20 protein-coding genes and 1 pseudogene are annotated in these 26,660 nt (G+C 72.4%); 12 read left to right on the top strand and 9 right to left on the bottom strand.

Annotated elements, in window-relative coordinates; translation table 11 throughout:
* From ABEA10_RS13870 to aceB, 4 genes are all read right to left on the bottom strand, one after another.
* The gene (locus tag ABEA10_RS13870) at nucleotides 1-1,263 is read right to left on the bottom strand and encodes a (Fe-S)-binding protein (protein ID WP_345462812.1); all 1,263 of its coding nucleotides are present in this window, start codon (nucleotides 1,261-1,263) and stop codon (nucleotides 1-3) included.
* Nucleotides 1,263-2,423: an FAD-binding oxidoreductase gene (locus ABEA10_RS13865; protein ID WP_345462808.1), complete on the bottom strand. Its 1,161-nt coding sequence runs from the start codon at nucleotides 2,421-2,423 to the stop codon at nucleotides 1,263-1,265. The genes ABEA10_RS13870 and ABEA10_RS13865 overlap by 1 nt, the downstream gene beginning before the upstream one ends.
* Nucleotides 2,423-3,880 carry an FAD-linked oxidase C-terminal domain-containing protein gene (locus ABEA10_RS13860; RefSeq protein ID WP_425550902.1) on the bottom strand — a complete coding sequence of 486 codons (1,458 nt, stop codon included), beginning with the start codon at nucleotides 3,878-3,880 and terminating at the stop codon, nucleotides 2,423-2,425. The genes ABEA10_RS13865 and ABEA10_RS13860 overlap by 1 nt, the downstream gene beginning before the upstream one ends.
* Nucleotides 3,881-4,008: 128 nt before the next feature.
* Entirely contained in the window at nucleotides 4,009-5,610 is a 1,602-nt protein-coding gene (gene aceB, locus ABEA10_RS13855) for a malate synthase A (RefSeq protein ID WP_345462802.1), read from the bottom strand.
* A 290-nt stretch (nucleotides 5,611-5,900) separates the two neighbouring features.
* On the opposite strand from aceB, the gene hflX reads away from it, so the two are divergent.
* Nucleotides 5,901-7,304, top strand: coding sequence for a GTPase HflX (gene hflX / locus ABEA10_RS13850; protein ID WP_329257029.1), 1,404 nt, complete (start codon nucleotides 5,901-5,903; stop codon nucleotides 7,302-7,304).
* Nucleotides 7,305-7,729: 425 nt separating this feature from the next.
* Nucleotides 7,730-8,941 (top strand): imidazolonepropionase, encoded by a 1,212-nt coding sequence (gene hutI, locus ABEA10_RS13845; protein WP_285580707.1) that lies wholly within the window; start codon nucleotides 7,730-7,732, stop codon nucleotides 8,939-8,941.
* 28 nt (nucleotides 8,942-8,969) lie between these two features.
* Here hutI and ABEA10_RS13840 read toward each other — a convergent pair whose 3' ends face one another.
* Nucleotides 8,970-9,635 (bottom strand): winged helix-turn-helix transcriptional regulator, encoded by a 666-nt coding sequence (locus ABEA10_RS13840; protein WP_345462791.1) that lies wholly within the window; start codon nucleotides 9,633-9,635, stop codon nucleotides 8,970-8,972.
* Between the two features lie 55 nt (nucleotides 9,636-9,690).
* Here ABEA10_RS13840 and ABEA10_RS13835 point away from each other — a divergent pair, with 55 nt between their 5' ends.
* Nucleotides 9,691-9,822 (top strand): hypothetical protein, encoded by a 132-nt coding sequence (locus ABEA10_RS13835; protein WP_345462788.1) that lies wholly within the window; start codon nucleotides 9,691-9,693, stop codon nucleotides 9,820-9,822.
* On the top strand, nucleotides 9,822-10,508 hold the full coding sequence (locus tag ABEA10_RS13830; RefSeq protein ID WP_345462785.1) for an alpha/beta hydrolase: 687 nt from the start codon (nucleotides 9,822-9,824) through the stop codon (nucleotides 10,506-10,508). The genes ABEA10_RS13835 and ABEA10_RS13830 overlap by 1 nt, the downstream gene beginning before the upstream one ends.
* Nucleotides 10,509-10,563: 55 nt before the next feature.
* Here ABEA10_RS13830 and ABEA10_RS13825 read toward each other — a convergent pair.
* Nucleotides 10,564-10,962: pseudogene (locus ABEA10_RS13825) on the bottom strand (GyrI-like domain-containing protein); the annotation flags it as partial.
* Nucleotides 10,963-11,094: 132 nt separating this feature from the next.
* On the opposite strand from ABEA10_RS13825, the gene ABEA10_RS13820 reads away from it, so the two are divergent.
* From ABEA10_RS13820 to ABEA10_RS13810, 3 genes are all read left to right on the top strand, one after another.
* A complete protein-coding gene (locus ABEA10_RS13820; protein WP_345462782.1) occupies nucleotides 11,095-11,889 on the top strand; it encodes a hypothetical protein in 795 nt (264 codons plus the stop codon).
* 142 nt (nucleotides 11,890-12,031) lie between these two features.
* Entirely contained in the window at nucleotides 12,032-12,547 is a 516-nt protein-coding gene (locus ABEA10_RS13815) for a TrmH family RNA methyltransferase (RefSeq protein ID WP_329257042.1), read from the top strand.
* 31 nt (nucleotides 12,548-12,578) lie between these two features.
* The gene (locus tag ABEA10_RS13810) at nucleotides 12,579-13,421 is read left to right on the top strand and encodes a DegV family protein (RefSeq protein WP_345462775.1); all 843 of its coding nucleotides are present in this window, start codon (nucleotides 12,579-12,581) and stop codon (nucleotides 13,419-13,421) included.
* A 40-nt stretch (nucleotides 13,422-13,461) separates the two neighbouring features.
* Here ABEA10_RS13810 and ABEA10_RS13805 read toward each other — a convergent pair whose 3' ends face one another.
* A complete protein-coding gene (locus tag ABEA10_RS13805) occupies nucleotides 13,462-15,093 on the bottom strand; it encodes a carboxylesterase/lipase family protein (RefSeq protein WP_345462772.1) in 1,632 nt (543 codons plus the stop codon).
* Nucleotides 15,094-15,457: 364 nt separating this feature from the next.
* On the opposite strand from ABEA10_RS13805, the gene ABEA10_RS13800 reads away from it, so the two are divergent.
* Entirely contained in the window at nucleotides 15,458-16,285 is an 828-nt protein-coding gene (locus ABEA10_RS13800) for a ComEA family DNA-binding protein (RefSeq protein ID WP_345462769.1), read from the top strand.
* Nucleotides 16,286-16,315: 30 nt separating this feature from the next.
* Here the strand turns inward: ABEA10_RS13800 and ABEA10_RS13795 are convergent, their stop codons facing one another.
* Complete coding sequence (locus ABEA10_RS13795) at nucleotides 16,316-17,185, bottom strand: RNA-guided endonuclease TnpB family protein (RefSeq protein ID WP_345462766.1); 870 nt, start codon at nucleotides 17,183-17,185, stop codon at nucleotides 16,316-16,318.
* 152 nt (nucleotides 17,186-17,337) lie between these two features.
* On the opposite strand from ABEA10_RS13795, the gene ABEA10_RS13790 reads away from it, so the two are divergent.
* Nucleotides 17,338-19,851 (top strand): ComEC/Rec2 family competence protein, encoded by a 2,514-nt coding sequence (locus tag ABEA10_RS13790; protein WP_345462763.1) that lies wholly within the window; start codon nucleotides 17,338-17,340, stop codon nucleotides 19,849-19,851.
* A gap of 296 nt (nucleotides 19,852-20,147) precedes the next feature.
* On the top strand, nucleotides 20,148-23,498 hold the full coding sequence (locus tag ABEA10_RS13785) for an NACHT N-terminal Helical domain 1-containing protein (protein WP_345462760.1): 3,351 nt from the start codon (nucleotides 20,148-20,150) through the stop codon (nucleotides 23,496-23,498).
* Nucleotides 23,499-23,651: 153 nt separating this feature from the next.
* Here the strand turns inward: ABEA10_RS13785 and ABEA10_RS13780 are convergent, their stop codons facing one another.
* Nucleotides 23,652-24,650, bottom strand: coding sequence for an LLM class flavin-dependent oxidoreductase (locus tag ABEA10_RS13780; protein WP_345462757.1), 999 nt, complete (start codon nucleotides 24,648-24,650; stop codon nucleotides 23,652-23,654).
* A gap of 118 nt (nucleotides 24,651-24,768) precedes the next feature.
* On the opposite strand from ABEA10_RS13780, the gene ABEA10_RS13775 reads away from it, so the two are divergent.
* Together ABEA10_RS13775 and holA are read left to right on the top strand one after the other, a co-directional pair.
* Nucleotides 24,769-25,257: a nitroreductase/quinone reductase family protein gene (locus tag ABEA10_RS13775; protein WP_345462754.1), complete on the top strand. Its 489-nt coding sequence runs from the start codon at nucleotides 24,769-24,771 to the stop codon at nucleotides 25,255-25,257.
* Between the two features lie 433 nt (nucleotides 25,258-25,690).
* Nucleotides 25,691-26,650, top strand: a complete 960-nt coding sequence (gene holA, locus ABEA10_RS13770; protein ID WP_345462750.1) for a DNA polymerase III subunit delta — start codon at nucleotides 25,691-25,693, stop codon at nucleotides 26,648-26,650.
* Nucleotides 26,651-26,660: the final 10 nt, after the last annotated feature.

Here is a 26,660-nt window from a genome sequence, read left to right as displayed (position 1 = left end):
TCACCTCCGACGGGAGAACTGCTCCTTGCCGATCCCCCGAATGGACGCGTCGAGCACTTCCGCGGTGTGTGCCACCGCGATCTCCTCGCCCCGGCGGCGCAGCGCCGTGGCGATCTGCAGCGAGCAGCCGGGATTGGCGGCCACGAGCAGGCCGGCTCCGGTCGCCGACACGTTCGCGGCCTTGCGGTCCCCGAGCTCACCGGCGGCCTCGGGCTGCAGCAGGTTGTAGACGCCCGCCGAGCCGCAGCAGATCTCCGGGTCGGCGATCTCGCGGATCTCCAGCCCGGGGATGTCCGCGAGCAGCGCACGCGGCTGGCGGCGGATGCCCTGGGCGTGGGCGAGGTGGCAGGCGTCGTGGTACGCGACCGTCATCTCCAGCGGATGGCGGGTGGCGCGCGGTCCCAGCTCGGCGAGGTACTCGGTGAGGTCGCGCGTCTTGGCCGAGAACTCCCGTGCGCGCTCCGCCCACTCCGGCTCGTCGGCCAGCACGTCGCCGTAGTCCTTCATCGCCGACCCGCACCCGGCCGCGTTGACGACGACGACGTCGACGTCCGCGAACGACTCGATGGTCTTCTTGGCGAACGCCCTGGCCTCCGCGGCCCGCCCGGAGTGCAGCGACAGCGCTCCGCAGCAGCCCTGGTTTTTGGGGATGACGACGTCGCAGCCCTCCATCGCCAAGATACGGGCGGTCGCGGCGTTGACCCCGGGGAAGAACTCCCGCTGTACGCAGCCGGTCAGCATGCCGACGACGGCGCGGCGCTCGCCACGCGCGGGGACGCGTTCGGGCAGGCGCACATGAGTGGCGCGCGGCGGTGCCAGCCGCTCCATGGCCGCCAGCGTCGGCGAGATCCGGTTGAGCAGGGGCGCCATGTTGATCCTGGACGCCTGGTACGCGCGGAGCGGCCCGCGCAGAAGACGCAGCCGCTTCGGGTACGGGAAGAACGCGAAGATCGCCTCGCGGAGCAGGCGGTCGGTGCGGCCGCGCGGCTGTTCGTCCTCGACCTGGGCCCGGGTGACCTCGATGAGCCGGTCGTACTTGACGCCCGACGGGCAGGCGGTCACGCAGGCCATGCAGCCGAGACAGCGGTCGAAGTGCTCGATCATCGGGCCGGAGAGCGGCGCGCCCTGTTCGTGCTGGCTCATCAGGTGGATCCGCCCGCGCGGGGAGTCCATCTCCTCGCCCCACAGCTGGTACGTCGGGCACGTGGGCAGGCAGAACCCGCAGTGCACGCAGTCGTCGAGCAACTCGCGGAAGTCCTCCACTAGATCCCCCCTGCGAAGCGTCCGGGCGACAGGCGGTGCTCCGGATCGAACTGGTCCTTGACGCGCCGCATCAGCGGCAGGGCGGGCACCGACCCCCACCGGTCGAGCGCCGTGCCGTCCGGCGCGGACAGCACGACGGCGCTGCCGTGGCGCCGCAGGCGGTCCAGGGTCTGCTCCGCGTCGCCGGCGGGCAGCCCGACGTGCCAGACACCGCGCCCGGCGGAGCCGCGGACGTGCGCGGGCGCCTCCTGGAAGATCGCGGTGAGCTTCGAGGGCGCGGCGCGCACCTCGGCGAGCACCTCGCCGTCCGGCAGCCGTCCCCACCAGTCCGGCGGCCCGTCCGCGACCTGGCCGCCGATGAGGTCGCGCGCCGCCTCGGCGCGCGCCGGCACGCCGCCGGCGAACCCCTCCAGCAGCACGGTCACGGTGATCGGGTCCGGCCCGTCCACCTCGATGGCCGAGGGCACGAGCGAGGAGCGCAGCAGCGCCCGCGTCAGCTCCAGCGCCTGGCCCGCGTCCGCGACGGTCGCCGAGACGTACGCGCTGGCCTGCGGGAGCGGGTGCAGCCGGAACGCCGCCTCGGCGATCAGACCGAGGGTGCCGCGCGAGCCGGTGAACAGCTTGCCGAGGTCGTAGCCGGCGACGTTCTTGACCACCTTGCCACCGGCGTGCGCGACCACCCCGTCGGCGCGCACGACCGTGATCCCGATGAGCAGGTCGCGCGCCGAGCCGTACAGGAGCCGGCGGGGACCGGCCGTGGCGGTGGCGAGCGCCCCGCCGACCGTGGCGCCCGGCACCAGGGCGTCGAGGGCGAGCTGCTGGCGCGTGCCGGAGACGGCCTCCTGCAGGTCCCGCAGGGGCAACCCGGCCTCGGCCTTGACGACCAGGTCGCCCGACGCGTGTTCGATCAGCCGCCCGAGCCGTCGCATCTCGACGATCAGGTCACAGCGTTCGGGCGGCGCGCCCCAGTGCAGCTTGGTGCCGGCGCCGCGCGGCACGACGGCGAGGCGGTGCTCGGCGGCGGCGCGCATCAGCTCGCTCGCCTCCGCCACGCTCGCGGGCGCGGCCACGTACGAGGCGGCGACGCCCTGGACGGTGTCTTGGAGCTCGGCGGGGCGGACCTCGCACGCCTTGGCGAGGGCGTCGATCACGGGCGCCATCAGAACAGGTCCGCCTTCCCGCTCTCGACGAGCGGATGGATCCTGGTGCGGCGGCCCGGCACCTCGCCGCACAGCCGTGGGGTCGGGTACACCTTGCCGGGGTTGCACAGGCCCTCCGGGTCGAAGGCGCACCGCACCATCTGCATGGTGTCGAGGTCCTCCTCGGTGAACATCCGGGGCATGTGCTTGGCCTTGTCGACGCCCACGCCGTGCTCGCCGGTGATCGACCCGCCGTGTTCGATGCACAGGTCGAGGATCTGGCCCGAGACCAGCTCGGCGCGCTCGCCCGCGCCCGGCACCGCGTCGTCGAACAGCACCAGCGGGTGCAGGTTGCCGTCGCCGGCGTGGAAGACGTTCGCGACCCGGACCCCGCTGTCGCCCGACAGCTCGTCGATCCTGGCCAGCACCTCGGGCAGGGCCGTACGGGGAATGACGCCGTCCTGCACGATGTAGTCGGGGCTGATCCGCCCCACCGCCGCGAACGCGGACTTGCGGCCGCGCCAGATCAGGGCCCGCTCGGTGTCGTCGGCGGCCACCCGGATCTCGAACGCCGCGGCGCACAACTCCTTGACCTGCGCGAACTGGTAGTCCACCTCGGCGGCGGGCCCGTCCAGCTCGACGATGAGCACCGCGCCGGCGCCGGGCGGATAGTTACAGGCCACCGCGGCCTCGGCCGCCTCGATGGACAGCGCGTCCATCATCTCGATCGCCGCGGGCACCACGCCCGCGGAGATGATCGCCGAGACCGCCTCGCCCGCGCTCTCGATGGTGTCGAAGGCGGCCAGCAGCGTCTCGACCTTCTCCGGCAGGCGCGTGAGCCGTACGGTGATCTTGGTGGTGATGCCGAGCGTGCCCTCCGAGCCGACGAACGCGCCGAGCAGGTCGTAGCCCGGCGCTTCGGTGATCTCCACGATCTCTCCGTCGGGCGTGACGACCTCGCAGGCGAGCACGTGGTTGACGGTGAAGCCGTACTTCAGGCAGTGGGCACCGCCGGAGTTCTCCGCCACGTTGCCGCCGATCGAGCAGATCTGCTGGCTGGAGGGGTCGGGCGCGTAGTAGTACCCCTGCGGCCGTACGGCCTTGGTGACGTCGAGGTTGATCACGCCCGGCTCGACGACGGCGCGTTCGTCGTCGATGTCGATCTCAAGGATCCGCCGCATGCGGGAGGTGACGATCAGCACGCCGTCGGTGCGGGGGAGCGCGCCGCCCGACAGCCCGGTGCCGGAACCGCGCGCGATGTACGGCACGCCCTCGGCGGCGCAGGCCCGGACGATCTCGGCGATCTGCTCGGCGCTGTCCGGCAGCACCACGATGCCCGGCGTCGCCCGGTGGTAGGTCAGCCCGTCGCACTCGTACGTGCGCAGCTCCGCAGGGTCGGTGATGACGTTGCCGGCCCCGGCGACGACCCTCAGCCGCTCTGCGAGCCCGTCAAGCCCTGCTGTAGACACATCACCCATCCTTGACCTTTCGGAACGGATCCAAACTAATCGGTACCAAGGTGTGATCTGACCCTTGCCGTACGTCGTGCGTACGGGCTACGACCTGCGGAAACGCCCCGGAGTCCGGGAACTCCGGGGCGCGGTCGTCAGGGCATCCGCTCGTAGGCCGGGACGGTCAGGAAGTCGGCGTACTCGTCGGCGAGCGCGACCTCCTTGAACAGGCTCACCGCTTCGGCGAAGCGCTTCTCGTCGTACGCGTCCCCGTACGACTCGCGGATCTTGCCGAGCTCCTCGTCGATCAGCCGCTCGACCAGCTCCGGCGTGACCTTCGGGCCCTCGGCGAGCTCGACGTCGTTGTGGATCCACTGCCAGACCTGCGAACGCGCGATCTCGGCGGTCGCGGCGTCCTCCATCAGGTTGAAGATGCCCACCGCGCCGTTGCCGCCCAGCCACGTCGCGATGTACTGCAGGCCGACGCTGATGTTGTTGCGCAGCCCCGCCTCGGTGATCTCACCGGGCGTCTTCTCCACCGCCAGCAGGTCGGAGGCGGCCACCGAGACGTCCTCGCGAAGCCGGTCGCGCTGGTTCGGGCGGTCGCCGAGGACGCCGTCGAAGACCTCGCGGCAGATGTCGACCATGCCGGGGTGGGCGACCCAGGACCCGTCGAAGCCGTCCTCGGACTCGCGGGTCTTGTCGGCCCGCACCTTCTCGAACGCGGCCTTGTTGACCTCCTCGTCGCGGCGCGAGGGGATGAAGGCCGCCATGCCGCCGATCGCGTGCGCGCCGCGCTTGTGGCACGTGCGCACCAGGAGCTCGGTGTACGCCCGCATGAACGGGGCGGTCATCGTGATCGCGTTGCGCTCGGGCAGCAGGAACTGCCGGCCGCGCGAGCGGAACTTCTTGATCACCGAGAACAGGTAGTCCCACCGGCCGGCGTTGAGCCCCGCCGAGTGGTCCCGCAGCTCGTAGAGGATCTCCTCCATCTCGAACGCGGCCGGGATGGTCTCGATCAGCACGGTCGCCCGGATCGTGCCGCGCGGGATCTCCAGGAGGTCCTGGGCGAGGTTGAAGACGTCGTTCCAGAGACGCGCCTCGTGCCGGCTCTCCATCTTCGGCAGATAGAAGTACGGGCCCTTGCCCTTGTCGAGCTGGCGCCGCGCGCAGTGGAAGAAGTAGAGGCCGAAGTCGAACAGGGAGCCGGACATGCGCTCGCCGTCCACGAGGACGTGCTTCTCGTCCAGATGCCAGCCGCGCGGCCGCACGACGATGGTGGCCAGTTCCTCGTCCGGCTTCAGCGTGTAGGACTTCCCGCCGGTCTCGAAGTCGATGGTGCGGTCGAGGGCGTCCCGGAGGTTGAGCTGGCCGCCGACCATGTTCTCCCAGAGCGGCGTGTTGGCGTCCTCGAAGTCGGCGAGCCAGACCTTCGCGCCCGAGTTGAGCGCGTTGATCGTCATCTTGCGGTCCGTCGGCCCGGTGATCTCGACCCGCCGGTCCTCCAGGCCGGGCGCCGGGTCGGCCACGCGCCAGGTGTCGTCCTGACGGATGTCGGCGGTGTCGGCGGGGAAGTCGAGCGTGCCGCCGCGGGCCAGCTCCTCCTGACGCTCGGCACGGAGGCCGAGCAACTCGCGGCGCCGCGCGCCGAACTCGCGCTGGAGGGTGGCGAGAAAGCCCAGCGCCTCGGGCGTGAGGATCTCCCCGAACCGATCGTCGACGGAGCCGGTCAGCTCCACGCCTGCGGGTCCAGCCATCTGCCTACCCTTTCGTATAGTGAAATTTCTCTTCTGCTTAGTGGAAAGCCTATTAACGTCCTTGCGGGCCGGTCAAAGAGGGTCCGCCTCTCCCTCCTACCCGCGTGGGCGGCCGGTGGCGGGTAGCCGACTCGTGTCTCCCCGACCAACCCGCCCCGACCGACCTTCGTGCCTCCCCGACCAACCCGCCCCGACCGACCTCCCGTGTCGATATCTAGGTGTGCGAAACGCGCGCACGTGGCAGCATCAGGGGAAGATCCGGGCACGTTCCGGCGTTGACATGGGGGAAGATGTCTACTTTTTCCTACGAAGAGCCAGAGCCGCTGACCGGTGAGCTCGATCTCGAAGACCGGCAGGCGCTACGCCGTGTCGCCGGTCTGTCCACCGAGCTCCGCGACATCACCGAGGTCGAATACCGGGCCCTCCGGCTCGAACGCGTCGTCCTGATCGGTGTGTGGACCGACGGCGACGAGGCCCACGCCGAGAACTCCCTGCGCGAGCTGGCGCTTCTCGCCGAGACCGCCGGATCGCAGATCCTCGAGGGCATGATCCAGCGGCGCTCGCGCCCCGACCCCGCGACGTACGTCGGCTCCGGCAAGGCGCTGGAGCTGCGCGACGTCGTGATCTCCACGGGCGCCGACACCGTGATCTGCGACGGAGAGCTGGCGCCCAGCCAGCTGCGCCGTCTGGAGGAGATCGTCCAGGTCAAGGTCATCGACCGCACCGCCCTGATCCTGGACATCTTCGCCCAGCACGCCAGCAGCCGTGAGGGCAAGGCGCAGGTCGAGCTGGCCCAGCTCGAATACCTCCTGCCGCGCCTGCGCGGCTGGGGTGGCAACCTGTCCCGGCAGGTCGGTGGCCGTGCCGCCGGCGGTGTCGGCATCGGTGGCCGCGGCCCCGGTGAGACCAAGATCGAGCTGGACCGGCGGCGCATCCGCACCCGCATGGCCAAGCTGCGCCGCCAGATCAACGAGATGGGCAAGGCCCGCGACACCATGCGGTCCCGGCGGCGCACCCGCGCGGTGCCCGCGGTCGCCATCGCCGGTTACACCAACGCGGGCAAGTCCAGCCTGCTCAACCGCCTCACCGGCGCGGGCGTGCTGGTGGAGAACGCCCTGTTCGCCACCCTCGACCCGACGGTGCGCCGGGCGAGCACGCCGAACGGCCGCGCCATCACGCTCGCGGATACGGTCGGGTTCGTCCGTCATCTGCCGCACCAGCTCGTCGAGGCGTTCCGCTCGACGCTGGAGGAGGTCACCGATGCCGACCTGATCCTCCACGTGGTCGACGGCTCCGACGCCGACCCGGAGGCGCAGATCGCCGCCGTGCGCGAGGTGCTGCGCGAGATCGGCGGCGCCGACGTCCCCGAACTCGTCGTCATCAACAAGGCCGACCTCGCCGACGAGATGACGCTCGCCCGGCTCCGCCGGCACGAGCCGCACAGCGTCGTCGTCTCGGCGCGCACCGGCGCCGGCGTCGACGAGCTGCTCCAGGCGATCGAGGACGCGCTCCCGCGCGCCGAGCGCGAGGTGCGTGCCCTGGTGCCCTACGATCGCGGCGACCTGGTCGCCCGGGCGCACGACACCGGCGAGGTGCTCTCCCAGGAGCACACCGCCGAGGGCACCGCGCTGCACGTCCGGGTGCCCGACCGCCTGGCGGCCGAGCTGGAGCCGTACGCCTCCGCTCAGGTCTGAGCGAACACCCGGGACCCTCGCCCGCCGCACGTGGCGGACGAGGGTTTCGTGTGGTCGGGAAGCGGCCGTACGGCCGTGACGAGCGCGATCGATTCCGGGTGGTGAATCGGTCTCGGTCATCTTCGTCGTTCGCCCCGACCGCCGTCTCTTTCTGAGGTATCTTCAAAGCGCCTGTAACAGTCGGCCGTTGGGGCGGTCGAGCAGTGGTATACGGCCAAAGGCTGTACAGGGGGGCGTCGGTGCACTACCGTGACGAAACCGAGTTTTCCGGGTTCGTTGCTCCAGGTGGTCTCATGGCCACCTCCTTAACCGCACTTGGGTCCGTCGGCAGCGTTGCCGTCGTTAGTCGAGCGAGAGCAGGTGACCCGCTGCATGGCGTCCGGACACCCTTCACCGGCGCAGTGGCGTAGCCGGGCGGTGATGCAATGACCGTACGTTTGCTGACGAACATCGGTCGCCTGTGGACCGGCACCGACGTGTGCAGCAACGCCGCGATTCTCGTGCACGACGACCGCATCGTCTGGGCGGGGCCCGCCTCGGACCTGCCCCAGAGCGTCCCGGGTGTCATCGACGACATCGTCGACGTCGACCACGTCGAGAACCTCGGCGGCGGCCTCGTCACCCCAGGACTGATCGACGCGCACTCCCACCCGGTCTACGCGGGCAACCGCTGGGCCGAGCTCGCCATGCGCACCAGCGGCTCGACCAACAACGAGATCGTCGCGGCCGGCGGCGGTGTCGCCTCCACGGTCACCGTGACCCGCGGCACCGACCCCTGGACCCTCTGCAACAACGTCCGCGAGCGGCTCCGCCAGTGGATCTGCGCCGGCACGACCACCATCGAGGCCAAGACCGGCTACCACCTCACCCGCGACGGTGAGCTGGCCGACATCCGGATGCTGCGCTCGCTCGAGGAAGAGCCGTCGATGCCGCGCATCCACGCCACCTTCCTCGCCGCGCACGTCCTGCCGCCCGAATACTTCGGCCGCCGCCGCGACTACATCGAGGCCGTTCGCCTCTGGGCCGGCGACGCCGCCGCGGCCGGTGCCGACAGCATCGACGTCTACTGCGACGAGGGCCACTTCACGCCCGACGAGGCCCGCGTCCTGCTGATGACCGGCCAGCGGGTCGGGCTCAAGGCCCGCATCCACGCCTGCGCCAACGAGCGCGTCGGCGCCGCGCAGGTCGCCGCCGAGGTCGGCTGCGCGTCGGCCGACCTGCTGACCGAGGCCAACGAGGACGACATCAAGGCGCTCCACCACGGAGGCGTCGCCGCGACGATCTGCCCGGGCAGCGCCCTGCACAACGGCCGCACCCCGCCCGTGCGCGCCCTGCTCGACCGCGGTGTGACGCTCGCGCTCGGCACCGACCACAACCCGGGTCAGTGCGGCATCACCTCGATGCCCCTCGTCGTCGGCCTGTCCGTCGCGATGTTCGGCCTCAGCGTCAACGAGGCGCTGCGGGCCGCGACGCTCGGCGGCGCGGCCGCCCTGCGCGTGTCCGACCGCGGCGCGCTCGCCCCCGGCATGTACGCCGACATCGTGCTCTGGGACGCCGACCACGAGGGCGCCTTCGCGTGGGCGTTCGGCCTCCGCGCCCAGCGCGTCTGGCGCGGCGGCGTCCCCGTCCAGGTCTGAGCCAACGCCGGCCCGCTAACGAGACCTACTATCGTGTCTGGGCCGGCTTCAGCGGTGCCGGGCGGCGGAAACTCGCGGCGAAGCGGGCGGCGGCCTCTTCATCGCGCTCGACGTGCAGCGTCCCGTCATCCACGGCCTCGCGGAGGCCACGGTCGCCGAACACCACCGACCTCAGCGTGGTGACGTCGGTGACGAGCACCGCGTCCGGCTCGTCCGCCGTTCCGCGTTCGAGCCGTAGCCGCCCGTCCGTGACCACGGCGTGGAAGCGGTCGTCGCCGAGACGGATCTCATAGGTCCCGTCCCGGGCGGCGTCCGCGTCGAAGCCGGTCCTCAGCGCGAACATCAGCGCGTCGGCGCTGAGCTCGTTGCCGCAGGTCAGTGGCGACCGGCTGCCCCAGCGGGCGAGGTGGAACAGCACCGGTTCCAGATCGCGGCCCCATTCGGTCAGCTCGTACACCCAGGTGGCCGCCGGCGGGCCGAGCCTGCGGCGGCGGACGACGTCGGCGGCCTCGAGCTCCCGCAGACGCTGGGACAGGACGTTCTGGCTCGCCGTGGGCAGGCCGCGGTGCAGGTCGGTGAAGCGCTTGGGGCCGAACACCAGCTCGCGCACCACGAGGAGTGCCCAGCGCTCCCCGATCACATTGAGGCCGCGAGCGATCCCGCACGGATCGTCGTATCGACGTTTGTCGGACACGGTTGCTATCTTATCCAGGACCGATTACTCCTCTTTTAGGAGCAACATGCTCGTCATGCCGACCTTCGCGGGCGCGCACGAGATCGCGGCACTGCGGGCGCGGCCGTCGTGGGCCGGCGTCATCGGCTTCCGTACGCGCTTCCCCGGCGGCGAGAGCGTCGAGGAGTTCCAGGTGAGGGGGCGCTGATGGCCACCTACGTCCTGATCCACGGCGCGGGCGACGCCTCGTACTGGCAGCGGCTCGTCCCCGAGCTGCGCGGGCGGGGCCATGACGTGGTGGCGCCCGAGCTGCCGAGCGACGCCGCCGCCGGCCTGGCCGGGTACACCGACACGGTCGTCTCGGCCATCGGCGGCCGTACGGACCTGGTCGTGGTGGCGCAGTCGCTGGGCGGCTTCACCGGCCCGCTGGTGTGCGACCGCGTGCCGGTGCGGCTGCTGGTGATGCTCGCCGCGATGGTTCCCACGCCCGGCGAGACGGCGGGGGACTGGTGGGAGAACACCGGTGCGGAGCGGGCCCGCCGCGAACAGGCCGTCCGCGACGGGCGCTCACCGGAGTTCGACCTGGTGGAGGGCTTCTTTCACGACGTTCCCCCGGAGATCGCCGCCGAGACGATGGCACGCGAGCAGCGGAGCGAGTCGGCCTCGATGTGGACGGACCCGTGGCCGCTGGAGGCGTGGCCGGACGTCCCGACGCGTTTCCTGCTGTGCCGCCACGACCGGTTCTTTCCCGCGTCGTTCCAGCGCCGCGTCGTACGCGAACGGCTGGCCATCGTCCCGGACGAGATGGACGGCGGCCACCTGCCCGCGCTGAGCCGTCCCAAGGACCTCGCGGACCGTCTGGAGTCCTACCGCCTGGAGGTCACGGCCGGCTGACCCGCCCCCGCCGCGCGTTCCAGGAGCGGCTCCTGGAACGCGCGACCCGGGTCCGTCAGGCGGTCGCCGGCTCGATCGGCACCTGCAGCTCGGTGACCCACCGCTCGGGAGAGCCGGACGGACAGTCCAGGTACAGCTCACGCGCGTACGCGGCGGAGCGGTGGCCGCGGGCCTCGATCCAGCGCGCCAGGAGCTGCTCGCTCGCGACGACCGCGTCCATCGGTCCCCGGTGCACGATCGTCGCGGCCGACGCGATCCCCGGCAGGTCCAGGACCGCGAAGTCGCACTCCTCACCCGGCCGCACCGCGACCGGCAGGCACGCGTGCACGACGATCGTGCCGTCGGGGGAGTCCTCGTAGTAGGCGATGCCCGGCCCGGTCGCCGTGACGCCGGCCCGGGCCAAGCGGCGGTCGAGTTCGGGGTAGAGCGGCTGGATGACCGGCCCGATGTCGCCGGGCTCGTAGCTCGCGGCGACGGCGGTGAGCCTACTTCCGCATCACCGAGACGACGGCGTCGCGGCCGTCACGAAGGAGGCCGCGCGGATGGCGGCGGCGGCGAGCATCGTACGACTCCGGCCGGTGCACCCGTGAGCGCGGAGCGCTGGTACCGGCTGCTGCTGCGCGCCTACCCCGCCGGTCACCGCGACGAACTGCTCGGCACGCTGCTCGAGACCGGTGCGGACCGTCGTACGTCCTCGGCGCGGGAGAGCGTGGCGCTGGTGCGCGGCGCGTTCGCCGCCCGCGCGCGGCGACGGGTGGACCTCCCGCTCCGCTGGTGGGCCGATGGTCTGCATCTCGCGGCCCTGGCCCTGGCCGTCGCCGCGTTCGGCGCTGTGACACCGGAGCTGCCGGACTGGCCGCTACGGCCCGCCGTGTTCGCGCTGCTGGTCGCGACCGTGCTGTACGGCCGGTTCCGGGTGGCGGCGCCGATCGCCGTGTTCGCCGCCGTTCAGAACGGCGTGGGCGTCTTCCCGTGGATGCGCGTGCAGAGCACCGACGTGCGGTTCGGCGCGTCGCTCTGGCTGCTGGCGGGCGTCCTGCTCGTCCTCGCCGTACGGCGCCACGCGTGTCCGCGCGCCCGGTGGTGGCTCGTCGTCCCGGCCGCCATTCTGGTCGACTCCCTGTCTCTCACGGTGGGCCCGAGGGAGCTCATGGCCTTCCTCGAGCTGGGGCTGATGGCCGCGGGCCTGTGCGCGACCGTGGCCGCCCGCGACCTTCGCCGGCTCCTGGCCTCCGCCGTCTACCTCCTCCCCGCCGTCCTCGGCTACCTCGACGATCCGCACCGTCCGGTCAGCCCCCAGGACGTCCTCTACCACGCCGCGCTGGCCGGTCTCCTTCTCGCGACGGCCGTGGCGGCGCGGCACGCTCGCCGTCGGGTCTGACGCGGTGTCCGGCCTCGCTCCGGGGATGTCCGGCGGGGTTATCATTCGGGTGACCGACATGCTCGTCGATGGCCCGCGCCCGCCGCTGAAAGGGCGCACTTCTCATGACTCTCGCGACAGGGGGCGTCACCGCCCGGGAGCGGTGAGCGCGCGGTCGATCCGGGTGCGCACGCCCCGCGACCTGCACCAAGCGCGCCGGCGGCGTTCGCATCGCTGCTGGGACCATCTGATCGTCGCTCCGCTGTGGCCCCTGCACGGAGCCAACCTCGGCACTCTCCTGCGCACGTGTGACGCCGTCGGCGCCTGCATGGCCGTACCCCGCCTTCCGTGGGTGCCCGAGGCGCTCGCCCGCGGCGACACGCTGCGCGAGCGGTCCTGCGTCCACTGGGTCCACGGGCCGTTGCGGTGGCTGCGGAACCAACGCGACACCCACGTCATCGGCGTCGAGCTCGCGGAGGACGCCGTACGCCTCGCCGACCTGCCGATGGCCCGCGGCCGTACGGTCGCGGTCCTCGGGAACGAGCGAACGGGCATCCCGCCCGAGGCGCTCGACCTGCTGGACGAGGTGGTGGAGATCCCGATGGTCGGCACGGGAGCGAGCCTGAACGTCGCGGTCGCGGGCTCGCTCGTCCTCTACAAACTGGCCGGGATGTCGTAGGCGCCGCCGGACGGGGTCCTAGACTCCGGGCATGGGAGCAGCGGTCGCGATCGTCACCGACTCCACCGCGTATCTTCCGGAGGACGTCGTCTCCGCGCACGGTGTGAGAGTCGTTCCGCTCCAGGTCGCGGCCGGCGGCGACGTCCGTGAGGAGGGCCGGGGCCGTACGGCGTCCGAGGGGCCGCGCGACTGGCGGGCGCTCACGACGTCGCGGCCCTCACCCGAACGCTTCGGCCGCGCGTACGAGGAGGCGGCCGGCGCCGGTGCGCGGGCGGTCGCGTCCGTGCACCTTTCCGGCGAGATGTCGGGCACCGTGGACAGCGCCCGCCTCGCCGCGGATGACGCGCCGATCCCCGTCCGGGTGGTGGACAGCCGTTCGATCGGGATGGGGCTGGGGTTCGGGGTCATGGCGGCGGCCGAGGCCGCCGCGTCAGGCGCCGGCCTGGACGAGGTCGCGGACGCCGCGATGCGCCGCGTACGCGCCACGCGCTCGCTGTTCTACGTCGACACCCTGGAGCATCTGCGCCGCGGCGGCCGCATCGGCGCGGCGGCGAGCCTGCTGGGCTCGGCGTTGATGATCAAGCCGCTGCTGCGCATCACGGGCGGGCGGATCGCGCCGCTGGAGAAGGTGCGGACGACCTCGCGGGCGCTCGCCCGGCTGGAGGAACTCGCGGTCGAACTCGCCGGGGACCGGGAGGTCGACGTGGCCGTCCAGCACGTGGCGGCCTCCTCGCGGGCCGCCGCCCTCGCGGCGCGGCTGCGCGAGCGCATCCCCCGGCTGTTCGAGCTGTACGTCGGCGAGGCGGGTCCGGTCGTGGGCGCACACGTCGGGCCGGGGATGCTCGGCGTGGTGGTGTCGCGGCGGCGGTTCTAGAAACGGCGGCCGGGAGTGCACCCCGGCCGCCGTTCGCGTGTCACAACGACTTCCAGAACCCGCAGCGGTGCTCGGTCGACAGGTCGGCCTGCGCGTCCCCACCGGTGGTCAGGGACCGTACGTTCGTCCCGGCGAAGCGAGGCCAGGCCGTCGTGCCGCCGCCGTTCGGGTCGCCGGTGTGCGCGAAGTTCGTCCAGTAGCGGATCATCTGCTCCGACAGCCGCCGCTGACCGGCGTTCAGCGGGGTGCGGAACTGTTCGTCGGCGAACAGGTACTGCAGCTCGGAGGCGTGGAACGCGCCGGTCGCGAAGCTCGGTGAGGACCCGTCGCTCGCCCACGGCGCCGTCGCGTCGGAGAACTCGTACGCGTACGTGGGCACGCGGGCGCCGAGCAGCCGGTCGGTGTCCAGCGCCGTGCAGGCCCAGGCGGAGTCGGTCCAGACGGTCGAGAGGGCCACACTCGGCGACTCGTACGCGGCGGCCGGGTACTCCTTCAAGACCTCGGCCGCCTTGTCCTTGCCGAAGAAGTCCTCGATGTCCTGCCGGTAGTCGGCGTCGGTGACGGTGTGCCCGGTGAACGTCTCGATGGCGGCGACGAACGTGCGGTGCTCGTCGTGGGTGGTGCCGTGGATCACCGGCACCCGGTTGAACCGGCCGGTGGCCAGCGCCGTCTTCGGGGACAGGGGCAGTACGCCGCCTCCCGCCGCCGGCCCGTACCCCTGACCGCCGTCGGAGGCGTCGAGCAGCTCGGCCACCGATTTGCCGCGCAGGCACGCGACGGTGTTCTGCTCGCAGCCGAGCCTGGCGGCGACCTCCTCGCCCTGCTTCTCCGCGGTCGCCCGCGGCCGTACGACCCAGTTTCCGTCGGGGTAGGGCCACTCCGAGGCCATCGTGCACGGGCCGCTCTGCACGATCGCGCGGCGGAACAGCCCGGCCGAGGCGGGGGAGGCCAGGTGCGCGCAGGTGCTCACGCCGCCGGCCGACTCGCCGAAGAGCGTCACGTTGCCCGCGTCTCCGCCGAACGCCGCGGCGTTCCGCCGCACCCAGCGCAGCGCGGCCTGCTGGTCCTCGATCCCGTAGTCGCCCGACTCGCCCCCCGCGCCGTCCAGCGCCGGGTGGTCGAGGAAGCCGAAGACCCCCAGCCGGTAGTTGAGCGTGACGACGACCACGTTGCCCTCGGTGGCCAGGCGCTGGGCGCCGTACAGGCTGCCGGAGCCGGAGTAGAAGCCGCCGCCGTGGATCCAGAACATGACGGGGAGCTTCTTGCCGTGGCTGTTCGCGGGGGTGGTGACGTTCAGGTAGAGGCAGTCCTCGTCGGCGCTGGCCGGGTCCCCGAGGAACCCGGCGGTCTGCGGGCACGAGCCGCGCGGCTCGGTGGCCTCGCGTACACCGGACCATCGTCGCGGCGGCTGCGGCGAGGCCCACCGCAGGCCGCCGACGGGCGGCGCGGCGTAGGGAATCCCGTCGAACCGCCGGTACCCGTCACCGACGCTGCCGCGTACGAGCCCGTCGCCGACGCGGACGACGGCGGGGTCACCGTTCCTCTGCGCTCCGAGCGCGGGCCCGGCGAGCCCGGCGGCGAGCGCGCCGGCGATCCCGGCCGCCGCCGCCATACGGATGGACGTTCCGCCGATGATGCGCCGTACCGTCGAACGGGCTGGTCGCTGCCCCATGAGAACCCCTCGGTGTCGTGCCGGATCAGGTACGCACGACTCTCCGGCACGGGGCAGGCGGTGTCAGTGGGGCTGAAACTCGGTGCGTGGTGGACCTGCCACCACCACGCCCGCACGTTCCGCCGACCGCGGCGAGGCATCGTGCCCGGACCGGCGGCATGGGGCGGCGCGAACGCTCTGGTCGCGTCCTGTGTACGTGCCGCGCGACCTGCCTCGGCCGTGTCCGCCACCGGGGTGAGCGGTCGTTCGGTACGGGCCGCCCGAGCTCGTGGCAGCCACGCGGCGCGTCGCCTCGATCTCCGAGTTATCCACAGATCGCTTTCGGTCTGTCGCTCTGGGTATCGGCCCGATTAGCTTCTCGGCCATGAAACATCCGATGGATCCCTCCGCGCTCGACCGGCTTCGTGAGGCGTTCCGGGCGCCGCGGTCGTTCGGCGGCGGGCCCGTGCCGCCATCGCAAGGCCCTCCTGCGGCGGCGTTACGCGCTTCGCCCGACGACCCGGAAGAGGGTGCCGCCTGGATGGAGGACGACGCCCGGCGTGGCCGTCCGCGCCTGGACCCCGGCCTGCCCGGTGTGCGGGTGCTGGCGCTGGTCGGGCTGCTGGCCGCCTTGGTGGCGGGTGCCTTCTTCTGGTGGTCGCGGCCCAGGCCGCAGCCGGTCCGGGCACCCGTCGTCCACCCCGCGGCGCAGACGGCCGCGGCGCAGACGGCCGCGGCGCCGGCGGTCGCCGCCACGCCCTCTCCCACCCCGGCCGTCCTGGTCGTCGACGTGGCGGGAAAGGTCCGCCACCCCGGCGTCGTCACTCTGCCCGCCGGATCGAGGGTCATCGACGCCATCAAGGAGGCGGGCGGCGTCCGGCCCGGTGCCAAGACCGGCACCCTCAACCTGGCCCGCCGGGTCGTCGACGGCGAGCAGATCCTCGTCGGCGTCACCGCCACCCCCGCGCCCGGGGCGCCCCCGCCGGCCGCACCCGGCGCTTCGGGGACCTCGGTGCCCGGCGCCCCGCTCGACCTGAACACCGCGACGGCCGGTCAGCTCGACCAGCTACCGGGCGTGGGCCCGGTGCTGGCCCAGCGCATCGTCGACTACCGCACCCAGCACGGCGGCTTCCGCTCGGTCGACGAGCTGCGGCAGGTGTCGGGCATCGGCGAGGCCAAGTTCGCCGATGTGAAGGACCTCGTCCGGGTTTGACTTCCTCCCTCTCGTGGACGAGGGGGTTTCCTACGGCTCGCGCTGTAGGGCTTCCTGTTTCAGTGCCGACAGCCCCGACCGGGAGGAGCCCCGTTGAGGTCTTACACCGGCTCCACAGGCCGACACCGCCGGCCCAGCGGCCAGAAGGTTCTTCGCCGCGTTCACGTCCCGGTCGTGAGTCGTGCCGCAGCCGCACGTCCATATGCGGACGTCCAAGGGCAGCGTGCGGGCCACGTCGCCGCAGACCGAGCACGGTTTGGAGGAGGGGAACCAGCGGTCGACCATGATCACCTCGCGGCCGTACCAGGTCGCTTTGTACTTCAGCATGCTCTGGAACTCCGACCATGCGGCGTCGGAGATGGCGCGCGCCAGATGGCCGTTCTTCAGCATGTTCCGGACGGTCAGATCCTCGATCACGATCGTTTGGCTCTCACGAACGAGCCGAGTGGTGAGCTTGTGCAGACCGTCACGGCGCCGGTCGGCGATCCGCGCGTGGATGCAGGCGACCCTGCGCCGGGCCTTGGCCCGGTTGGATCCATCCCCCTCGGCCTTACGAGACAACTCCCGCTGCGCCCGGGCCAAGCGTTTGCGGTCGCGGCGCTCGTGCCGGGGGTTCGTGACCTTCTCCCCAGTGGACAAGGTCAGCGCCTGCTGGAGCGGAACCGAGGACACCTCGTTCAAGAACGCCGGTTCCTCGGTCTTCTTCCACACCGTCAACATCGCCGCGGTGGCCTTGTGGCCGACGTGTTCGCGGCGCGACCGCCAGGCGTCGGTGCGGGCCTCCAGCGCCAGGTTGTAGACCTTCCGCACGCACCCGAACGTGCGCGACGGCTCCGCTGCCTGCACATCGGTGGGACAGAAGCGGTACTTGAAAGCACGCTTCACACGACGGGCGGTCACAGACCGCGAACCATCGCGTCAATGTGTGACCGTGTACCGGGTTTTCGGGAGGTGAACGCCGCATCGTGGCGGCGATGCGGCTACCCACGCCCTGCCCCGCAGGGGACCGATTCTCCCCGCCCTGAAGGACGGGCTTTCCTCGAAGGATTCGGATGAACGCCCCGCCGACGGACGACGAACGTCTGACTCCCGCGGCGGGTGATGCGCCGCCGGGGGAGCACCCATCTCCCGTTCCCGCCGGGCCCGATCTGCGGCTCGTCGGTCCGGCCGCCGCGGCCTGGCTGACGGCGCTGATCCTGCTCGGCGTGAGTGCCGCGGTCGCGTACCTCGTCGCCGGAGCTTCTCTGACCGCGGTCGCCGTCCTGCTCATCCGGCCGATCGGGCGCGCCTTCGCTCGCCCGGCTCCGGCGGATGCTCGCCTCCGTTCCGCACACAGCCGTGCGCCCCAAGACCGTGACGTCCCGGCCGCGGCGGACCCGGCGCTTCCGGCCCGGTCTCCGGACGAGGTCCGTCGCCCTGAGCGCTTCGGTGCGATGCGTACGGCGACGGCGGCCGTCCTGATCTGCGTCGCGGCCTCCGCGCTCGGCGTCGGGGCGCGGCTGGCGGCCGTCGCGTCCGGGCCGGTGCGCGCGTTGGCGAAGCGCGAGTCCACGGCCCGTCTCGACGCGGTCGTGACCGGCGACCCGAAAACGGTCGTCAAGACCGGTGCGGTCCACCACCGCGAAACGGTGATCGTCCCTGTCCGCGTCGAGCGGGTCGGATCCCAGCGCGTACGGGTGCCCGTCCTCGTCTTCGCCGCGGGCCCGTCCTGGAAGGGGCTGCTGCCGAGCCGTCACGTCCGCTTCACCGCTCGCCTGACGACGCCGCACGGCGGTCGACTCCTGGCGGCCATCGCCCTGGTCCGCGGCCCGCCGACGACGCTCGGGGCGCCCTCGATGCCACAACGTGTGGCCGGCGCCATCCGCCTGCGGCTGCGGGCCGCGGTGAGTCACCTGCCGGGCGACCAGCGCGGAGTGCTGCCCGGCATGGTCGACGGCGACACCTCGCTGCTCCGGCCCGACCTGGCCGACGCGTTCGAGAAGGCCGGGCTCACCCACCTCATGGCCGTCAGCGGCGAGAACCTCTCGCTGATCCTGGGTGCCGTGCTCGGCCTCGGCCGGTTCGCGGGGCTGGGCCGGCGGGCGGGCCCGCTGCTCGCCGGCGCCGCCATCGTCGGCTTCGTCGTGCTGGCGCGTCCCTCGCCGAGCGTGCTGCGTGCCGCCGTCATGGGCGGCGTCGCACTGGTCGCGGTGGTCGGCGGGCGCGAGCGCCAGGGCGTTCCCGCGCTCTGCGCCGCCGTCCTGGTCCTCGTTCTCGCCGATCCGGAGCTGGCCCGGTCGTACGGCTTCGCGCTCTCGGCGTTCGCGACGGCGGGCATCCTCGTGCTCGCCCCGGCCTGGCGCGACCGGCTCAGCGGGCGGATGCCACGAGGCCTCGCCGAGGCTCTCGCCGTGTCCGCCGCCGCGCATCTCGCCTGCGCGCCCCTGCTCGCGATGCTCGGCACCGGCGTCAGCCTGTCCGCGATACCGGCCAACCTCCTCGCCGCTCCGGCCGTCGCGCCCGCGACGCTGCTCGGCGTCCTCGCCGCGACGGTCGCGCCGTTCTCCCTCGGCGCCGCCCGCCTCATCGTGTGGCCGGCGGGCCTGGCCGTCGGCTGGATCACGAGCGTCGCCCGGTTCTTCGCCTCGATGCCGTACGCGGTGATCGGATGGCCGGCCGGCCTCACGGGCGTCACGCTCCTGCTCGCCGCCGTCCTCGCGGGTGTCCTCGTGCTCCGCAGGCCGTTGCCCCGCGGCATCGCCGCGGCGGTCCTGGCGGGCGTCGCGCTCATCGCCGTCGGCATGCACGTCTTCGCGCCCTCCTGGCCGCCGCGCGGCTGGCTGTTCGTGGCCTGCGACGTCGGTCAGGGCGACGGGCTGGCGCTGTCCACCGGCCCCGGGCAGGCCGTCGTCGTCGACACCGGCCCCGATCCGCGGGCGATGGACCGGTGCCTGCACGACCTCGGGGTCCACACCGTTCCGCTGCTGGTCCTCACCCATCCGCACGCCGACCACATCGACGGCCTGCCCGGGGTGCTGCGCGGCCGGGTCGTCGGCACCGTCATGACGAGCCCGGACAGCGACGGTGAGGAGCGGCACCTCCTGAACGGCCGGACGCCCCGCACGGCCGGCATCGGGGACGTCTGGACGGTCGGCCCGCTCACCCTGGCCGTCCTCGGCCCTCTCAGCACCGCGCGCGTGACCGAGCGGGACACCGGCACGACGGTCAACAACGCCAGCATCGTCATGCTCGCGCGCTGGCCGCACCTCAGCGTCATGCTCTCCGGCGACGTCGAGATCGAGGCGCAGCGCGAGCTCCTGGCGGCCGGTGTTCCCTCCGCACAGGTGCTGAAGATCCCGCACCACGGCTCGTCACATCAGGATCCGGCCTTCCTCGCCGCCGTGCGCGCCCGGGTGGCGATCGCCTCCGTGGGGGCGGGCAACGACTACGGCCATCCGGCGCCGTCGACCATGTCCGCGCTGGCCCGTCTCGGCGAGCGCGTCTACCGCACCGACCGTGACGGCGACGTCGCCGTCATCGGCTCCCCCTCAGGCCCCGCCGTCGTGACCCGGAGGAACAGACCATGACAGTGCGAAGTGAGGAAACCGCAGGCACGTTCCGGCGGCCGCATCCTCCGGTGAAGGAAGGTCCGTGGCCGGGCGAACCGGGGGAACCGGTCGAACCTCCGGCGAAAAAAGGACTGGGGCCGGGCGGACCGAGGGCACGGCCCTGGGCGGTCGCCGCCTCCGGCGAAGGCGGGCTCATGGCCGGGCGCGCCGCCCTCCGGGGTACACGTGGCCTCCGCCGGGTGTGGGCGGGCGTATGTGCTCGTGTCCTCCTATTCCTCGATAATGCCCTCACGCTCTGGCTGCGGGAGGCCTGGATGACGCTGGAAACCGCGGCGGTCGCGGTCGGCAAGGCGCTGGGGAGCCATCTGGCGCAGGCATGGCTCACCGCCCGTGCCGGCGAGAGAGACCGGGGCAAGGACCTCATCGAGCTGACCCGGGCGCGGTTCCCCGACCGGATCGCGCGCCGGCGGTTCGAACGCCAGGTCGCCGACGTCGCCGACCAGTTCGCCGAACGGCTGCTCGCCGTGTGCGGCCATGAGTACGGCGGGCTGGACGAGGGCGGCAAGGCGGCCGCGCTCGCGGAAGTCGTGCTGACGCTGAGCGACGCCGATCTGTCCGACCGCGCGCTGTTCGCTGCGGACCTGGACCCCGCGCGCGTCGCCGCCCGGATCCGCGCGGGCCTGCCCCAGCGCCGCATCGAGGCTCAGCTCGGACACACGGGTGCCCGTCTGTACGACGTCGTGCTGGACGAATGCTGTGACTGCTTCGTGCGCATCGTCCAGCAGCTGCCGCTGTTCGGGCCCCGGGCCTCCACCGAGGCGCTCGCACGTCTCTCCAGCGTCTCCGAACAGGTCGAACTGCTCCTGGCCCGTCTGCCGGTCCGCACGCTCGACGCTCCGGAGGGCGCGGCGACCGACGAGGCGTTCCGCCGCCGCTACCTCGAGCACATCAGCGTCACCCTCGACGTTCTCGAGCTCTTCGGCGTGCGCGTCGAGCGTTACCGTCCCCGTACGACGCTGAGCGTGGCCTACATCAGCCTCAGCGTCTCGGCCGGCGACCCCACCGGCGACCGCCGGCGCCGCACCATTCGCACGCCGCACCTCGACGAATGGCGCACGCGCGAGCGCGAGCCCGGCGAGGCGACGCTCCGGGTGGAGGCCGCGCTGGCCCGCGCCCCGCTGACGCTCATCAGAGGTGAGGCGGGGTCCGGCAAGAGCACCCTGCTCCGCTGGCTGGCGATCTCCGCCGCCCGGGGCACCTTCACCGGGGATCTCGCGGAATGGAACGGCCGCGTGCCGTTCCTGATCAAGCTGCGCAGCCACACCGGGCGTGCGCTGCCGCCGCCAGAGCGGTTCCTCGAAGGGGTGGCGGACTCCATCGCCGGGCTGATGCCGGCCGGCTGGGTGCACCGCCGTCTCCAGGACGGCCGCGTTCTGCTCATGGTCGACGGAGTCGACGAGCTGCCGAGCGCGCAGCGACGGGCCGTACGCCCGTGGCTCGCCGGCCTCATCGCCCAGTATCCGGGGCTGCGCGTCGTGGTCACGTCGCGGCCCGCGGCGGCCGGGGCCGACTGGCTCGGGGCGGAGGGGTTCACGACCGCGCTGCTGGAGCGGATGACACCCGACGACATCAAGGCACTGATCCGGCACTGGCACGCCGCGGTCCGTGACGCGGGGGACCTTCCGTGCGCGCCGGAGCAACTGCCGGGCTTCGAGGCGGCGCTGCTGGCGCGCATGGAGTCGGCGCCTCACCTGCGCGCGCTCGCCGGCAGCCCGCTGCTCGCCGCGATGCTCTGCGCGCTCAACCTCGACCGGGAGAAACAGCTGCCGCGCGACCGGATGGGCCTGTACGCGGCGGCGCTCGAGCTCCTGCTCGAGCGCCGTGACGTCGAACGCCAGATCCAGGCCGACGACGGCATCACGCTCCAGCGCGCGCACAAACTGCTGATCCTGCAGGAGCTCGCCTGGCGTCTGTCGATCACCGGACGCACCGAGCTGCCGAGAGACGCGGTGATCCGCCGGACCGCCGAGAAGCTCGCCGCGATGCCGAGCGCACCGGGCGACGCCGAGGCCGTGCTCGCCCACCTCCTGGAGCGCAGCGGTGTCCTGCGCGAGCCCGTGCCCGGCCGGATCGACTTCGTGCACCGGACCGTGCAGGAATACCTCACCGCCAAGCAGTTCGCCGACGACGGCGACCTGGAACCGCTGGTCGCCCAGGCGCACAAGGACCAGTGGCACGAGACCATCATCATGGCCGCGGGCCACGCCAACGCGCCGCAGCGCGCGGAGCTGCTGGGCGGCCTGCTCGCCCGGGCCCGCGCGGAGCCGCGTAACGCGCGGCGGCTGAAACTGCTGGTCGCCGGATGCCTGGAGACCCTCCCCGCCATCCCCGGCGAGCTGCGCGGGGACATCGAGAACTGCCTCGACGACCTCGTCCCGCCGCGCGACCTGGCCTCCGCCCGTTCGCTGTCGAACGTCGGCGAGCCGATCCTCGACCGCCTTCCCCGTACACCGGACGGGCTGTCCGCCGCGGCGGCCCGAGCCGTCGTCCGCACCGCGTGGCTGGTCAACGGGCCCGGCGCTCTCGACCTGCTCGCCGGGTACGGAGCGGATCCCCGGGAGGAGGTGCAGGAGGAACTGGTCAAGGGCTGGGAGTACTTCGACGCGGACCGGTACGCCTCGGAGGTCCTGGCCGACGCGCCGTTGATCGCCGGAAGCCTCCGCCTGTCGGAGCCGCGTCTGCTCCCCGCGGCACGCCATCTCCGGCGGCTGACGTCGCTCCACCTCGACCCGCAGGTCATGGACGACCTGTCCCTCCTTAGCGACCTGGACAAGCCGTTCACACGGCTGTCGATCCACGGGTTGCGCTCCGGCGGCCTGGAGCCGCTCACGGCCTACGCCGAGACCCTCGAAGACCTCACCGTCTCCACCGAAGCGAGCGTGGAGGACTTCACGCCGTTGCATCGGCTGCGAAGGCTCCACGCCCTTGCGCTGACCGCCCACGGCATCACCGACCTGCACTTCGTCCGGGGCCTTCCGGAGCTGCGGCAGCTGCTTCTCGGCCGGTTGACGAACGTCACGGACCTGTCCCCGCTGCGCGAGCAGGGTTCGCTGACGTCGCTGACCCTGACCAACTGCCACGCGTTGGAGGACATCCGCGACCTGCCCGTTCCCCGGTCGCTCACCCAGCTCGCGCTGCGGGCGTCCTCCCTGAGCACCGGCCTTGAGACCCTGGCCGAGCGCATGCCCCGCGTCAGGACTCTGCTGCTCAACCATTCGCCCCGGCTGGAAGACCTCGGGCAGCTCGTCCCGCTGAATCCGCGCGAACTCGGTCTGTGGGGCTGCCGTGCCATCACCGACTTCACCCCGCTGGCCCAGATGCGCGGACTCACCTTCCTCGACCTGGAGGACACGAACATCGCCGACCTGACGCCGATCGGCGAACTGGCTCAGCTGAAGACGCTCTGGCTCCGTGCCTGCGAAAACGTCACCGATTTGGCCCCGCTGGCCGCCCTGCCCGAGCTGAGTGAGCTCTTCATCGCGAACATCGCCCCCGGCGTGGACCTGGCGCCCCTCGCGGACAATCGGCACGTCACGGTCTACGTCCGCAAGCGCCAGGACGTACGCAACGCAACGTCACTCGGCCGCCGCCTCCGCGCCGACTGAACACCGATGGGTGGTCGTTCGGGGCCGCCGTACGGTGAGCCACGGACCGTGGGAACCGTAGGCGTGTCCGGGTGGCGGGCCGGAGGCCGGCTCGTACCGTACGGCAGCACGGCGAGGTGCGGCGCGGGCGTCGCCGGTGTCGGGGCCGGGCGGTCAGAGGTCTTCGGCGATCTCCGCGACGATCTCGTACGAGCGGCGGCGGGCGGTCGGGTCGCCGATGTTCATGGAGACCATGAGTTCCTGCGGACGGGTGCGTTCGAGCAGTTCCAGCAGACCCTTGCGGACGGTGTCCGGGCCGCCCACGATGTGCGACTCGGTGAACGCCGCGATCGCCTCGCGCTCCTGCGCCGTGTACTCGTACGCCTGTGCCTCCTCCGGAGTCGGCAGCAGGCCCGGATTGCCCGAGCGCAGCCGCAGGATCGACAGGCCCTGCGGGGCGGCGAGGCGCTGTGCCTCCTCATCGGTGTCGGCGGCGAACACCGCCGCGGTCACCATCGCGTACGGCCGGTCCAGGCCACCGGCCGGTTCGAAGCTCGACCGGTACAGCTCCAGCGCGGGATCGGTGAACCGGGCGCTGAAGTGGTGCGCGAACGCGAACGGCAGGCCGAGAACGCCCGCGAGCTGCGCGCTGTACCCGCTCGAGCCCAGGAGCCAGACGGCCGGCGGGTTGGCGCCGGTGGGCACCGCGCGGATCCGCGGGTACGTGCCGTCGAGGAACGCCCGCAACTGGGCCAGGTCCTCGGGGAACGCGTCGGCGCTCAGGTCGGGGCTGCGGCGCAGGGCGTACGCCGTCGCCTGGTCCGTGCCCGGTGCGCGGCCGATGCCCAGGTCGATGCGGCCCGGGTGCAGCGCCTCCAGCGTGCCGAACTGTTCCGCCACGACCAGCGGCGCGTGATTCGGCAGCATCACGCCGCCCGAACCCACCCGGAGGGTCGTCGTGGCCTCCGCGAGATGCGCGATGAGGACGGCGGGGGAAGAACTGGCGATACCGGGCATGCCGTGGTGCTCGGCCACCCACAGGCGGTGGTAACCGAGCCGTTCCACCACCGGGGCGAGATCGACGGACGCCCGCAACGCCTCCGCGGGGGTCGTCGCCGTGCTCACCGGCACGAGGTCCAGCACTGACCAGCGCACATCACTGAATTCGGCCATGTACCACGTAACCGGCCGCGGGTAATGGCGATTCCCGCCGTCCCGCCGGAGGCCGCACGAGATCCGGACGAGCTCGTTCCAAGCGCCCATCCCGGATTCGATCGGGCATTATTGGACGATGAGCCGAGAAGCGTCCGGCGCCCGTAGACCCGAGGGGTTGTTGCTCCACGCTCTGCGGGCACCGCGTTGGGTGTACCGCCGCGACCTGGGTTTCCTTCTCGGCAAGCGCTTCCTCTATCTGGCCCACCAGGGACGGCTCACCGGGCTGCGCCGCGAGACCGTGCTGGAGGTCGCCCGTCTCGACCACGAGACCGGCGAGGTCGTCGTGGTCGCCGCATGGGGGAACCGCGCCGACTGGGTGCGCAACATCCGCGCCGGCCGCGCGCTCGAACTGCGCATCGGCCATCTCCGGTTCGCCGAGCCCGAGCACCGCTTCCTGCCCGCCGAGGAGTGCCGTTCGCTGCTCGTCTCCCTCAGCGAGACGCATCCGCTCGGCTGGCGGCTGCTGACGACGGTGTTCCCGCTGCCACCCGACCCGAAGAACGACGACCTCGGTCCGGTACGCGCCGTCGCCTTCCGCCCACACGTACCCGCCGGCACCGGCTGACGACAGCCACCGAACGCGCCCCTTCACGGTTCCCCGGCCGGTCGCGCCCGCGTGCTCGGCGGCGACAGCCTGGCCGCGGGCGGCGCCGGGGCCGCCGGTCGCGCGGCGGAGACCGTGCCGCTGCGACGCGGTCATCGTGTGGTCCCGCCACCGCCCCGCGCACGGTTGTGGCCTGCCCGTGTCGTGTCGGAGTGCGGCTCCTGGTCGGTCGTGGCCGCGGTTCGGCACGGGGCGGCCGCGGCTCTGGCGCGCAGCAGGACGGCGCCCGCGCCATGTCCAGGCCGCGGGCCCGTCGGTGTCGGCGAGGACGGATGGTGCGGCCGTTGGCGAGCAGCATCACCGCGAAGTCGCCGTTGTGGGATCCGGCCGCCGGGCAATGGCTGAAGTCGCCGGTACGGCGCGGGGGATCCTCGTGGCATGGCATGCTGCAAGCGTGTCCTCCGAACGCCTCACCCTGATCGTCGGTGACGAAGAACTGCTGGTCGACCGGGCGATCGCCGACGTCGTCAGCGCCGCACGCGCGCGCGAGTCCGATGTCGACGTGCACGAGCTGACCCCGGCGACGCTGAACCGCGGGGCGCTCGCCGAGCTGACGTCGCCGTCGCTGTTCGGTGGGGGCCGGGTCGTCGTGCTCCGCTCCGCGCAGGACTTCGGCAAGGACCTGATCGCCGAGATCGGCGCGTACGCCCGGGATCCCGCCGACGACATCGACTTCGTCGTCGTGCACGCGGGCGGTGTCAAGGGCAAGGCGCTGGTCGACGCCCTCACCAAGGCGGGCGCGCGCAAGGTGACCTGTCAGAAGATCACCCGGCCGGGGGAGCGGGTCGCGTTCGTACGGTCCGAGGTACGCCGGGCCGGCGGCAGCATCGGTGAGGACGCCGCGCGCAGCCTGCTCGACGCCGTGGGCAACGACCTGCGTGAGCTCGCCAGCGCCTGCAGCCAGCTCGTCGCCGACACCGGCGGCAAGGTCGGCGACGCGGCGGTCGCGCGCTACCACCGCGGGCGCGCGGAGGTCAGCGGATTCAACGTCGCCGACCGCGCGGTGGAGGGCAAGCTCGCGGACGCGCTCGAACAGCTGCGCTGGGCCCTGGCCACGGGCGTCGCCCCGGTGCTGATCACGAGCGCGCTGGCTCAGGGCGTCCGTTCACTCGCCAAGGTCGGCGGCGCTCCCCGCGGGCTGCGCGGCGCCGGGCTCGCCAAGGAGCTGGGCATGCCGCCGTGGAAGGTCGACCGCGTACGGCAGCAGCTGCGCGGCTGGACCCCGGAGGGCGTCGCGCAGGCCCTCCAGGTGGTGGCCGAGACCGATGCTCAAGTGAAGGGCGCGGGTGCCGATCCGGCATACGCTCTGGAGAAGGCGATCAACCAGATCGTCGCCGCCCGCGGCACGCGCTGACGCGCCTCGG

It is taken from the genome of Actinoallomurus oryzae, assembly GCF_039541955.1.
GTDB classification, from domain to species: domain Bacteria; phylum Actinomycetota; class Actinomycetes; order Streptosporangiales; family Streptosporangiaceae; genus Actinoallomurus; species Actinoallomurus oryzae.
The sequence above is the reverse complement of the archived record's forward strand: the minus strand, read 5'-3'. Positions and strand labels throughout refer to the sequence as shown.